Annotated in this window: 15 protein-coding genes; 6 read left to right on the forward strand and 9 right to left on the reverse strand. The window is 65.8% G+C overall.

The window, feature by feature from the left end; all coding sequences use genetic code 11:
- Positions 1-26: 26 nt before the first annotated feature.
- Positions 27-578, reverse strand: a complete 552-nt coding sequence (locus tag H276_RS0115620) for a CGNR zinc finger domain-containing protein (protein WP_019972245.1) — start codon at positions 576-578, stop codon at positions 27-29.
- Between the two features lie 88 nt (positions 579-666).
- Between H276_RS0115620 and H276_RS0115625 the strand changes: the two genes are divergently transcribed.
- From H276_RS0115625 to H276_RS0115640, 4 genes are all read left to right on the forward strand, one after another.
- On the forward strand, positions 667-1,701 hold the full coding sequence (locus H276_RS0115625; protein ID WP_019972246.1) for a DMT family transporter: 1,035 nt from the start codon (positions 667-669) through the stop codon (positions 1,699-1,701).
- Positions 1,702-1,726: 25 nt separating this feature from the next.
- Positions 1,727-2,395: a cutinase family protein gene (locus H276_RS0115630; protein ID WP_019972247.1), complete on the forward strand. Its 669-nt coding sequence runs from the start codon at positions 1,727-1,729 to the stop codon at positions 2,393-2,395.
- A gap of 31 nt (positions 2,396-2,426) precedes the next feature.
- Complete coding sequence (locus tag H276_RS0115635) at positions 2,427-3,080, forward strand: cutinase family protein (RefSeq protein WP_019972248.1); 654 nt, start codon at positions 2,427-2,429, stop codon at positions 3,078-3,080.
- A gap of 141 nt (positions 3,081-3,221) precedes the next feature.
- Complete coding sequence (locus H276_RS0115640) at positions 3,222-3,824, forward strand: cutinase family protein (RefSeq protein WP_051111465.1); 603 nt, start codon at positions 3,222-3,224, stop codon at positions 3,822-3,824.
- A 75-nt stretch (positions 3,825-3,899) separates the two neighbouring features.
- Here H276_RS0115640 and truA read toward each other — a convergent pair whose 3' ends face one another.
- From truA to infA, 8 genes are all read right to left on the reverse strand, one after another.
- The gene (gene truA / locus H276_RS0115645; RefSeq protein WP_231376693.1) at positions 3,900-4,790 is read right to left on the reverse strand and encodes a tRNA pseudouridine(38-40) synthase TruA; all 891 of its coding nucleotides are present in this window, start codon (positions 4,788-4,790) and stop codon (positions 3,900-3,902) included.
- On the reverse strand, positions 4,774-5,361 hold the full coding sequence (gene rplQ, locus H276_RS0115650; RefSeq protein ID WP_019972251.1) for a 50S ribosomal protein L17: 588 nt from the start codon (positions 5,359-5,361) through the stop codon (positions 4,774-4,776). Before rplQ ends, truA begins: the two co-directional genes overlap by 17 nt.
- Positions 5,362-5,448: 87 nt before the next feature.
- Positions 5,449-6,501, reverse strand: coding sequence for a DNA-directed RNA polymerase subunit alpha (locus H276_RS0115655; protein WP_018601783.1), 1,053 nt, complete (start codon positions 6,499-6,501; stop codon positions 5,449-5,451).
- Positions 6,502-6,575: 74 nt separating this feature from the next.
- Entirely contained in the window at positions 6,576-7,181 is a 606-nt protein-coding gene (rpsD, locus tag H276_RS0115660; protein ID WP_019972252.1) for a 30S ribosomal protein S4, read from the reverse strand.
- Positions 7,182-7,211: 30 nt separating this feature from the next.
- Positions 7,212-7,622 carry a 30S ribosomal protein S11 gene (gene rpsK / locus H276_RS0115665; protein WP_019972253.1) on the reverse strand — a complete coding sequence of 137 codons (411 nt, stop codon included), beginning with the start codon at positions 7,620-7,622 and terminating at the stop codon, positions 7,212-7,214.
- 3 nt (positions 7,623-7,625) lie between these two features.
- Entirely contained in the window at positions 7,626-8,000 is a 375-nt protein-coding gene (rpsM, locus tag H276_RS0115670; protein ID WP_018601786.1) for a 30S ribosomal protein S13, read from the reverse strand.
- Between the two features lie 176 nt (positions 8,001-8,176).
- A complete protein-coding gene (gene rpmJ, locus H276_RS24170; RefSeq protein ID WP_003879483.1) occupies positions 8,177-8,290 on the reverse strand; it encodes a 50S ribosomal protein L36 in 114 nt (37 codons plus the stop codon).
- Positions 8,291-8,343: 53 nt separating this feature from the next.
- Complete coding sequence (gene infA / locus H276_RS0115675; protein ID WP_003418601.1) at positions 8,344-8,565, reverse strand: translation initiation factor IF-1; 222 nt, start codon at positions 8,563-8,565, stop codon at positions 8,344-8,346.
- Positions 8,566-8,907: 342 nt separating this feature from the next.
- Between infA and H276_RS0115680 the strand changes: the two genes are divergently transcribed.
- Both H276_RS0115680 and H276_RS0115685 read left to right on the forward strand, forming a co-directional pair.
- Complete coding sequence (locus H276_RS0115680) at positions 8,908-10,599, forward strand: FAD-dependent oxidoreductase (protein ID WP_026357050.1); 1,692 nt, start codon at positions 8,908-8,910, stop codon at positions 10,597-10,599.
- A gap of 41 nt (positions 10,600-10,640) precedes the next feature.
- Complete coding sequence (locus tag H276_RS0115685) at positions 10,641-12,104, forward strand: ATP-binding protein (protein WP_026357051.1); 1,464 nt, start codon at positions 10,641-10,643, stop codon at positions 12,102-12,104.
- The last annotated feature ends 69 nt before the right edge of the window (positions 12,105-12,173 follow it).

The raw sequence follows: 12,173 nt of genomic DNA on the forward strand, positions 1-12,173 counted from the left end.
AGCCCTGCCGCCGAGGTGCTGCTGCGCTACTCCGCGCGCTGCCGTTGCCGGTAGGCCGCGACGTGCTGGCGGTTGCCACAGTTGCCGGTGTCGCAGAAAATCCGCGAGCGGTTGCGGGACAGGTCGGTCAGCACCGCTGTGCAGTCCGGGGCCGCACAGATCTTCAACCGCCTGAGCTCACCCCCGCGGATCAGGTCTGCGATCGCCATGGAGATCTCGGCGCCCATCCGCTGCCAGAGTGGGTCGTCTGCAGCGCCCAGATGCAGGTGCCAATCGGGGTTCTCCGCATGACGGGTCAGCCACGGCGATGCCTTGGTCTCCCGCAGCAAGACGTTGACCCTGGCCACCGTGGCTTCCTCATCCTCGGCGACTGCCCAGATGTCCCCGAGCCGGGTGCGGAGCCGGTGTACCGCCCGCAGTTCTGCGTCGTCGCGGTCGCGCCGCCCGGTCCATCCGAAGCTGTCCAGATACACATCCAAAGCCGCCAGGTCACCGAGCTGTTCCCCGTCCACCCGGTCGCTGTTGACCAGCACTGCGGCGGCCCGGAGTGTGAGCTCCGTGTCATAAGTGAAAAGCATTTGACTCGTGACCCCCTTCCGTCGTAGCGTCATGACCAAAATTCATTTTACTCATTACATGCTTACGCACGCCCCGGGAGGTGTACCCATGGCCACGACCGAACTCGACCGCTCGAGCACAGGCAACCACTTTCGGCTCGGCCTGCTGTTCGCACTCAGTTCGGCGCTGGCGTTCGGGTCTTCGGGTCCCTTCGCGAAAGCACTGATCGAAGCCGGCTGGAGCCCGACCGGCGCCGTCACCGCCCGGCTCGCGGGCGGAGCAGTGGCAATGGCCCTCTTCGCCAGCTTTGTCCGGCCCCGCTGGGTCCGCGAGGCCCTTCGGCACGCCAAGACCGTCATCAGTTATGGGCTGGTGCCCATCGCCGGTGCTCAACTCTGCTACTACAACGCCGTGGCGCACCTCTCGGTCGGCGTGGCCCTCCTGCTGGAGTACACCGCCCCGATCCTCGTGGTCGGGTGGGTATGGGCCACCACCCGGCGGCGCCCCAGTTCGATGACGTTCGCCGGCGCCGGTCTTGCGGTCGCCGGGATCATGCTGGTGCTCAATGTCTTCAGTGGCGCCCACATCAACATCATCGGCGTCGCCTGGGCCCTGGCCGCCGCGGTGTGCGCGGTCTGCTACTTCGTGATGTCCAACAACGTCAGCACCGACGGCGAGGGTCTGAACCCGATCAGCCTGGCATCGGGCGGCCTGATCGTCGGAGCCGCAGCCGTTGCGCTGCTCGGCGTCACGGGTGTGATGCCGCTGACGTTCACGACCAACCCCGTCGTCATCGCCGGTTTCACCACGCCGTGGCTGGTACCGGTGATCACCTTGGGCCTGATTCCGACGGCTCTCGCCTACACGCTCGGCATCTTCGGCATCGCCCGCCTCAAGCCGCGTTTCGCATCGCTGGTCGGCTTGTCCGAGGTCATGTTCGCGGTGCTCTCCGCCTGGATCCTGGTGGGGGAAGCCATGACGGTCAGCCAGGCGATCGGTGGCACCGTGGTCCTGTTGGGGTTGGCGCTGGCCCGCCAGGGCGACCGCAGTGAGCAGGTGAGTCCCGGTTCGGCCGGTCAAGTCGAGCTCGCGAGCTGGCCCGATATGCCGCTACGCGAGACAACGGACCCGGCAAACGATTAGCCGTAGCTAAGCATTTTGTGTGACGATGTGGTCCGTGAGTCTTCTCCGGAAGTCGGCCCGGGTGGCCGCGATCATCTCGACCCTGGTCAGTGCTGCATTACCGCTCACCTTCGCCGCGCCGGCCGTGGCCGAAACGTGTCCCGACATCGAAGTCATCTTCGCCCGTGGCACCAACGATGCACCCGACCTCGGACGCCCGGGGCAGGCCTTCGCCGACGCGCTACGTTCCCAGGTGGGCGGTCGCACCGTCGGCACATATGGGGTGAACTATCCCGCGAGCTATGACTTCCTGACTGCCGCCGACGGCGCGAACGACGCCGTCAACCGCATCACCGCGCTGGCGTCCTCGTGCCCGGACACAAAGATCGTCCTCGGCGGCTACTCGCAGGGTGCCGCCGTGGTCGACATGCTCGCCGGCATACCACCGCTCGGCGACAAGGTCGGCGAAATCGGGTCAGCACCGCCGCTGCCCAGCAGTCTGATGCCCCAGATCGCCGCCGTGGTGGCCTTCGGAAACCCGGCCGCGAAGTTCGGGAATCCTGTTACGTCGTCCATCTTCGGGGGCAAAGCCATCGACCTCTGCACGGACGGGGACCCGATCTGCTCGCGCGGTCGGAACCCGTTCGCGCACAGCAATTACGTGACGGCAGGCCTGACGGATCAGGCCGCAAACTTCGTCGCTCGCCTGGTCTAGTGACGCCCGAAAGCTAGGATTTGGTGTGCCCATGGATCTTGTTCGTCGCTACTCGCTTCTCGTTGCCGCCGCCGTCCTGACCGCCGCGGCGGCACTCGTCACGCCGGCGCCCGCAAGCACGCTCGCCGTCGCCTCGGCCGATAACTGCCCCGACATCCAGGTCGTGTTCGCCCGCGGCACCAATGACACGCCCGGTCTCGGCCGGATCGGCAACGCCTTCGTCAGCGCGCTCCGCAACAAGGTGGGGGGCCGTTCTGTGGGCACGTACGCGGTGAACTATCCCGCCAGTTACGACTTCCTGGCTGCCGCCGACGGCGCCAACGACGCCAGCGGCCACGTCCAGTGGATGATAGACAACTGCCCCAACACTCGGCTCGTGCTCGGCGGCTACTCGCAGGGCGCGGCGGTGATCGACGTCATCTCCGCGGTCCCGTTCCCGGCGGTCGGTTTCAATGCACCATTGCCACCCAACGCTGCTGACCACATCGCGGCCGTCGCAGTGTTCGGCAATCCGTCGGCCAAGCTTGGTCTACCGATGACCGCCAGCCCGGTTTACGGGGCGCGGGCCATCGATCTGTGCAACCCCAACGACCCCGTCTGCACCGACGGCAACAGTGTCGACGCGCACCGCGCCTACGAAGGCGCCGCCAACCAAGCCGCCGCCTTCGTCGCCGGGCTGGTGTAGTCCGTAGGCGAACCGCTTCGTCGCCGGATCGTTGCCGGACCGGCACCCATTCTCGACGGGATCGTCAATACCATCGAATTCGTGATTGGCCGTCAGACGTTGGCCGCGCTGGTCACCGCCCTGACTGCCGTCGTGGTACCAATGACAGTGGCGCCGAGCCTGATTGGCGTCGCAAAGGCTGGCATATGCCCACCGGCGGAGGTGGTGTTCGCCCGCGGCCGCATGGAGCCCCCGGGGCCCGGACAGGTCGGTGCTGCGTTCGTCAATGCCCTGCGTGCCCTGCGCGGACCGAACATCAGCCTCTATCCGGTGAACTACCCGGCCGACACCCAGGTCGACGTGGGCGCCAACGACATGAGCCGCCACATCCAGTGGATGACCCGCAACTGTCCGAACACCCGACTCGTGTTGGGTGGCTATTCGCTGGGCGCCGCCGCAACCGATCTCGTGCTCGCGGTACCCATCTCAGCGTTCACCTTCAACAGCCCGCTACCCGCGGGCACCGACCGGCACATCGCGGCGGTGGCACTGTTCGGCAACGGCGCCAACTGGGCTGTGCCGATCACGGCGTTGAGTCCGGCATACCAAAACCGCACGATCGACCTGTGCCACTCGGACGATCCGATCTGCAATCCGAGCAGCCCGTACAAGTGGCGCTCCGAATGGCAGGATCATCTGGCGCCCGGCTATATCCGATCGGGCATGGTGGCCCAAGCCGCCAGGTTCGTCTCCGCTCGACTCTGACCCGCCGACACTACGGTTTTTCGCGGGGTTTTGGCGATTTGGCGCCAAAAACCGTCGTCTCGGCGGCGGCAGCGCTCAGAGCGTGCGCAGATCCCGGGTGACGGCGATGCGCGCGGCCAGCTGATCGTCGGGCGGATAGTCGACGGCCACCAGAGTCAGCCCTCGCGCAGGCGCGGCGGCGAATTCACTGGACCTGCGATCGGCCTCCAGAAGCCCGGCGATCCACGCAGGTTCGCGCCGCCCCTCCCCGACCGCAAGCAGCGCACCGACCAGCGAGCGGACCATGTTCCAGCAGAATGCGTCGGCGGTGACGCGGGCGGTCACCAGATTGTCGCTGCGCGCCCACGACAGCCGCTGCAGGTCACGGATCGTCGTCGCACCCTCACGGAACCGGCAGAATGCGGCGAAGTCCTGCAGCCCCAACAACTCCTGCGATGCCACGGTCATCGCATCCAGGTCCAGCGGTCGCGGCCACGGCGTCACGAACCGGGCCTGCTGCGGGTCCACCCCCCACGGCGCGAGGGACAGGCGGTATTCGTAGTGCCGGCGCAACGCAGAGAACCGGGCATCAAAACCGGCAGCAGCCCGCTCGATACGGCGCACCCGCACATCCGTCGGCAGGAATCGCGCCAACCGTCGCACCAGCGGCAAGAATTCAGGATCACCGGGCCGGGAGGTGCGGGGGTAGGCGAAACTCAGTGCGTCACATGGCACGTCGACGTGGGCGACCTGCCCCGTGGCGTGCACGCCGGTGTCGGTACGCCCCGCAGTCACCAACCGCACCGGATCGCGGAACACCGTCGACAGCGTCTCCTCGATCACGCCGGCCACGGTGCGTTGCCCGGCCTGAGGAGCCCAGCCGGCGAAATCCGTTCCGTCGTAGGCGATGTCCAACCGCAGACGAACGTGCCCGCCACCGGAGTCGATGGCGGGCACGTCGTGAACGTCCTTAGGACTTGGCGTCATCCTCAGCCGAAGCCTCGGCCTCAGCCGTCTGAGCGTCGGCGATGGCCTCGTCAGCGGCCTCGGCCTCGTTGGCCGGGGTCTCCTCGGCCAGTGCAGCCTCGTCGGCCTCGACGACCTCGGCCTCTTCAGCCTTGGCGTCCTCAACCTTGGTGTCGGCCGCCTTGGCCTGCGACGCGGCGGCCCGGCGTGCACGGTCCGCTTCGGAGGTCGCGGTCTTCTCCCGCACCAGCTCGATGACTGCCATGGGGGCGTTGTCGCCCTTGCGGTTCTCGACCTTGATGATGCGGGTGTAGCCGCCGTCGCGGTCGGCGAAGAAGGGACCGATCTCGGCGAAGAGGGCGTGCACGACGTCCTTGTCGCGGATCTTCTTCATGACCTCACGCCGGTTGTGCAGGTTGCCCTTCTTGGCGTGAGTGATCAGCTTCTCCGCGTAGGGCCGCAGCGCCCGCGCCTTGGGCTCGGTCGTCTTGATCCGACCATGCTCGAACAGCGACGTGGCCAGGTTGGCCAGGATCGCCTTCTGGTGTGAGGACGACCCGCCGAGGCGGGCACCCTTGGTGGGCTTGGGCATTGCGACTATCTCCTAAATGGGGCCGGTCCCCGTATCAGGTAGGACCGGGACGGATCGGGCGGGCGAAGCCCGGGGGAATCTACCCTGTTAGAGCTGTTCGGTTTCGGCGAAGTCCTGGTCGGTGTCCAGGTCGTAGCCGGCATCGCTGGTCCAGGTTCCGGTGGCGGCGTCGTAACCGGCGACCTCGGACGGATCGAAGGTGGCCGGGCTGTCCTTGAGCGAGAGACCCAGCTGGTGCAGCTTGATCTTCACCTCGTCGATGGACTTCTGGCCGAAGTTGCGGATGTCCAGCAGATCGGACTCCGTGCGGGCCACCAGCTCGCCCACCGTGTGCACACCCTCGCGCTTGAGGCAGTTGTACGACCGCACCGTCAGATCCAGATCGTCGATCGGCAGGGCGAACGACGCGATGTGGTCGGCCTCGGCGGGCGACGGCCCGATCTCGATGCCTTCCGCCTCGACGTTGAGTTCGCGTGCCAGACCGAACAGTTCGACCAGGGTCTTGCCGGCCGACGCCAGAGCGTCACGCGGGCTGATCGAGTTCTTGGTCTCGACGTCGAGGATCAGCTTGTCGAAGTCGGTGCGCTGCTCGACGCGGGTGGCCTCCACCTTGTAGGTGACCTTCAGCACGGGGCTGTAGATGGAGTCGACCGGGATACGGCCGATCTCGGCGCCCGACGCCTTGTTCTGCACGGCTGGGACGTAGCCGCGGCCACGCTCGACGACGAGCTCGACCTCCAGCTTGCCCTTGTCGTTCAGCGTCGCGATGTGCATGTCGGGGTTGTGCACCGTCACACCGGCCGGCGGCACGATGTCACCGGCGGTGACCGCACCCGGCCCCTGCTTGCGCAGGTACATGGTGACCGGCTCGTCCTCCTCGGAGGAGACGACCAGGCCCTTGAGGTTCAGGATGATGTCGGTGACGTCTTCCTTCACCCCGGGGACGGTGGTGAACTCGTGCAGCACACCGTCGATGCGGATGCTGGTCACCGCTGCGCCCGGGATGGACGACAGCAGCGTGCGCCGCAGCGAGTTACCCAGCGTGTATCCGAAACCCGGCTCCAGCGGTTCGATGACGAACTTGGAGCGGTTCTCGGCGACGGTCTCTTCGGACAGTGTGGGCCGCTGAGAAATCAGCATTGTTTTCTATCTCCTTCTCGGCACCCGCTATTTGATGCCGTCTGGGTGCTTTCTGACCGGGTGGTCGGAAAGCGTTACTTCGAGTAGAACTCGACGATGAGCTGCTCTGCGAGCGGCACCTGGATCTGCGCCCGCTCAGGGAGCTGGTGAACCAGGACGCGCTGGCGCTCGCCGACGACCTGCAGCCAGGACGGGATCGGCCGCTCGCCCGCGGTCTCGCGAGAGATGATGAACGGATCGGTGTTCAGCGACTTGTCCCGCACGTCGATGATGTCGTACTGCGACACCCGGTAGCTCGGGATGTTCACCTTGACACCGTTGACGGTGAAGTGGCCGTGGCTGACCAGCTGACGCGCCATCCGGCGGGTCCGGGCCAAACCGGCGCGGTACACGACGTTGTCCAACCGGCTCTCCAGGATCTGGAGCAGGTTCTCGCCGGTCTTACCCGACTTGCGGTTGGCCTCTTCGTAGTACTTGCGGAACTGCTTCTCCAGCACGCCGTAGGTGAAGCGAGCCTTCTGCTTCTCCTGCAGCTGCGTGCGGTATTCGCTCTCCTTGATCCGCGCGCGGCCGTGCTGGCCGGGCGGGTAGGGGCGCTTCTCGAACGACTGATCGCCGCCGACCAGGTCGACGCCGAGGCGGCGCGACTTGCGGGTCGCGGGTCCGGTGTAACGAGCCATGAGCTTCTAGTTTCCTTCCTGGCCCTGTGCCTAGACCCGGCGCCGCTTGGGCGGACGGCAACCGTTGTGCGGCTGCGGGGTGACATCGGAAATCGCGCCCACCTCCAGGCCGGCGGCCTGCAGCGAACGGATGGCGGTCTCGCGGCCCGAACCCGGGCCCTTGACGAACACGTCGACCTTCTTCACGCCGTGCTCCTGCGCCTTGCGGGCGGCGTTCTCGGCAGCCAGCTGAGCGGCGAACGGCGTCGACTTACGCGACCCCTTGAAGCCGACGTGACCCGACGACGCCCAGGCGATGACGTTGCCCTGCGGGTCGGTGATCGAAACGATGGTGTTGTTGAACGTGCTCTTGATGTGCGCGGCGCCGTGCGGGACGTTCTTCTTTTCCCTGCGACGCGTCTTCACGCCCTTCTTGGGAGCGCCTGCCTTCTTCGGTGGCATGGGTTACCTGGCCTTCTTCTTGCCGGCGATGGTGCGCTTGGGGCCCTTGCGGGTACGCGCGTTGGTCTTGGTCCGCTGGCCACGCACCGGCAGACCGCGGCGGTGCCGCAAGCCCTGGTAGCAGCCGATTTCGATCTTGCGACGAATGTCGGCCTGCACCTCGCGGCGCAGGTCACCCTCAACCTTGAGGTTGCCTTCGATGTAGTCGCGCAGAACGGTCACCTGGTCGTCGGTGAGGTCCTTGGTGCGCATGTTCCGGTCGATTCCGGTCGCGTCCAGGATTTCCTGAGAGCGGGTACGGCCAATGCCGTAGATGTAGGTCAGCGCGATCTCCATGCGCTTGTCGCGCGGAAGATCAACGCCCACGAGCCGTGCCATGTGGCGGTATTCCTTCTTCTGGCGGAGGTCTGTTCCCAGTCCGTTCCCCGTCTATCGGGATCCGGCCTCCGTGCCGGACGTGGATGAACGGCGTATCCGTTCAGTGGTACTGGGAGGTCTTCATTCAGTTGTTTTGCTCGCCGTTGTGGTCGGCCGGGTCCCGAAGGAAGCCCTGACTAACCTTGTCTCTGCTTGTGCCGCGGATCGGAGCAGATCACCATGACCCGCCCGTGCCGGCGGATCACCCTGCACTTGTCGCAGATCGGCTTGACGCTCGGGTTCACCTTCACGGCTTCGCGATCCTGTTCTCTCGTCTTGTCTGGCGGAACTTTTTTGGGGGCGGTTACTTGTACCGGTACACAATGCGACCCCGGGACAGGTCATAGGGAGAGAGCTCCACCACGACGCGGTCCTCGGGCAGGATGCGGATGTAGTGCTGCCGCATCTTGCCGCTGATGTGGGCCAGGACCTTGTGTCCGTTCTCCAACTCAATGCGGAACATCGCATTGGGCAGGGGTTCGACCACGCGACCCTCGACCTCGATGGCACCGTCTTTCTTGGCCATACTGTCTAGCGATCCTTGCTTTCGTTTCGTATCGTGCGCCCGTGGCACAGCCACACGACCGACTGAAAACGTGAGCTGGATCGATAGAACTCCAAAGTTCCAAGACAGGGCACGCAAAGAGTCGGCGCGGAAGCCGCACCGTTGGTCCACACTACTCGCTGTTTCGGCTGCGCCAAAATCGCAGCTGGCCAGCGGCGACACGACCTGCCGTCCATGCTGAACCGGATCGAGGGCGATCAGTCCGCGCCGAGCCGGATCGACGGGCAGGCCGTCACGGCGTCGTCGGAGTAGCACCGCCTGGCCGAGAAAATCGCTGGCAGTGGGGCGCATACTTGGATCGATATGACTGGACCCGCGTCTGCGCCCCGTAAACCAGTGATCCTCACCGTCGACGACGATCCGGCCGTCTCCCGTGCTGTCGCCCGCGATCTGCGCCGACACTACGGCGAGCGGTACCGGATCATGCGTGCCGAGTCCGGTTTGGACGCCTTGGAGACCATCAACGAACTCAAGCTCCGCGGTGACACCGTCGCGGTGTTCGTGGCCGACTACCGGATGCCGCAGATGAGCGGTATCGAGTTCCTGGAAGCGGCCATGGACCTCTACCCGATGGCCCGCCGCGTGCTGTTGACGGCATATGCCGACACCACCGCGGCGATCGACGCCATCAACATCGTCGACCTGGACCATTACCTGCTCAAGCCGTGGGATCCGCCGGAGGAGAAGCTCTATCCGGTGATCGACGGGCTGCTCGAGGCCTGGCACGCCGTCGGCGACCGGGCTATCCCCCACACCAAGGTGATCGGCCACCAGTGGAGCGCCCGGTCCTGGGAGGTCCGCCAGTTCCTGGCGCGCAACCAGCACACCTATCGGGCGTTCACCTCCGACGAACCGAAGGGCAGGCAACTGCTCGAGGCCGCCGGTCTGGACGGCCGCCAGCTTCCCGTGGTGATCACCGAGGGTGGCGAGACGTTGGTCGAGCCCACCGACGGTGAGCTCGCCGACATGCTGGGGCTGTCCACCAGCCCGTCGCTGACGATGTACGACCTGGCGGTCATCGGCGGTGGTCCGGCCGGGTTGGCCGCGGCAGTCTACGGCGCCTCCGAGGGGCTCAAGACGGTTCTTATCGAGGGCACGACGACCGGCGGACAGGCCGGACGCAGTTCACGGATCGAGAACTACCTGGGCTTCCCCACCGGGGTGTCGGGCGCGGAGTTGGCCACGTCGGCCCGCAGGCAGGCCGAGCGTTTCGGCGCCGAGGTCATCACCACCCGCGAAGCCACCGCGCTCGAAGTCGCCGGGGCGGCGCGGACCATCACATTCGCCGACGGCAACACCATCGGCGCCCGTGCGGTGATCCTGGCGACCGGGGTCGACTATCGGCAACTGCCGGTGCCGGGCTGTTGGGACGACCCGCTGAACCCACTGAATTACGTCGGCCGCGGCGTGTACTACGGCGCCTCGGTCTCCGACGCCTCGGAATGCGAGGGTGAAGACGTCTACATCGTCGGCGGCGCGAACTCGGCCGGGCAGGCGGCCATGTTCATGTCGCGCGGAGCGAAGTCGGTGACGCTGCTGGTCCGGGGACCGTCGCTGGAGGCGTCGATGTCCTACTACCTGATCCAGCAGATCGAGGAGACCCCCAACATCCACGTCCGCACCTGTACCGAGGTGGTGGAGGCGATCGGCGAGGACAACCACCTCGTCGGGCTGGTGCTGGAAGACAAGCGCACGGGCGAGCGGGAGAAGGTGATGTCGACGCGGATGTGCTGTTTCATCGGCGCTACCCCACGCACCGAGTGGCTCGACGGTGTGGTGGCCCGCGACGACCACGGCTTCATCCTCGCCGGACCAGACCTGCGCGACGTCTGCGGCTGGACGTTGGAACGTCCGCCGCACCACCTGGAAACAAGTGTGCCCGGTGTGTTTGTTGCAGGTGATGTGCGTGCCGACTCTGCCAAACGGGTGGCGGCCGCGGTCGGCGAAGGGTCGATGGCGGTGATGTTGGTGCACCGTTACCTGGCGGAATCATGATGGCCGGCCCGCCGGCGAAGCCTGAGGAGCTGATGACAACCATGAGCGAAGGCTGCATACGCGAAGAACTGCGGACCCTGTTCCTGTTCGAGTCACTGAGCGACGAACAACTCGACATCCTGTGTGCCAACGGTCATATCGCCACGTTCGAGCCGGGCCCCGTCTGCACCGAGGGTGAACCCGCCACGTGCTTCTACGTGATGCTCGACGGCGAACTGGTGATGACGATGAAGTCCGGCGGCATCGACATCGAGACCAACCGCACTTCGATGCGCGGGGTCTACTGCGGTGCGTGGTCGGCTTACATCCCGGGTGAGCAGCCGGTGTACGAGGCGTCTGTTCGGGTGACCAAGCCGTCCCGGTTTTTCGTCCTGGACGCCAAGGCCTACGCCGACTTCATGCGCACCGAGTTCCCGATGGCGGTACACCTGTTGGAGGGTCACAAGGTCGGTGGCCTCCGGCGCCGCCAGATCATCGGCCAACGGGAGAAACTGCTTGCCCTTGGCCAACTTTCAGCCGGATTGACTCATCAGCTCAACAATCCCGCAGCGGCGACCGCGCGGGCGGTCGCCGACCTGCGCGACCGGATCAGCAAGATGCGCCACAAGCTGGCGATGCTCGGCGACGGGCACGTCCCGCCTGCCGCATTGCGTGAGCTGGTCAGTATCCAAGACCGGGTGGCCGAGCAGATCGCCAAACACAAGGCGCAGGATCTGACCGCGCTGGAGGCCTCCGACCGTGAGGAGCAGATCGGCGAGTGGCTCGAGGACCGCGGAATCACCAGCGCCTGGGATTACGCGCCGACATTCGTCGACGCCGGGCTGGACATCGACTGGTTCGAAAGTGTCGCGGCCTCACTTGACGACGTCGATGCCACAGCATCCTTCATGAGCGCGATCGGCTGGCTGCGCTACACCATCGAGACCGAATTGCTGATGAATCAGATCGCCGAGGCCAGCAAGCGGATCTCGGCGCTGCTGGCCGGAGCCAAGCAGTATTCGCAGATGGACCGTGCGCCGTACCAGAGCGCCGATATCCACGAACTGCTGCACAGCACGCTGATGATGTTCGGGGACCGGATCGGCAAGGAAGGCAAGGGCGTTCAACTCGTCAAGGACTGGGACAAGTCGCTGCCCGAGCTGGTCTGCTACCCGGGTGATCTCAACCAGGTGTGGACCAACATCATCGACAACGCGATCCAGGCGATGAACGGCGAAGGCACGCTGACGGTGCGCACCGGGCGCGAAGGAGATCTGGTCCGCGTGGAGATCTGCGACGACGGCCCGGGTATTCCGGCCGACATCACCGAGCGGATCTTCACGCCGTTCTTCACCACGAAACCGTTCGGTGAGGGCACGGGCCTGGGCCTCGACCTCGCATGGCGCATCGTCGTCGAGAAGCACAACGGTGACCTGCGGGTGCAGTCCGAACCGGGCGACACCCGATTCATCGTGCTGCTACCACTTGAGGCGCCCGCACCCGAAGACCTGCCGACACCGATGTAGCCCGGCGAACGGTGAGAATCATCGCGAGTTTTTCGGAATAGCGGTCGAGTGACGCCGAGTTGACCCGAC

The sequence above is a fragment of the Mycobacterium sp. 141 genome, assembly GCF_000382405.1.
In the GTDB taxonomy this organism is placed as follows: domain Bacteria; phylum Actinomycetota; class Actinomycetes; order Mycobacteriales; family Mycobacteriaceae; genus Mycobacterium.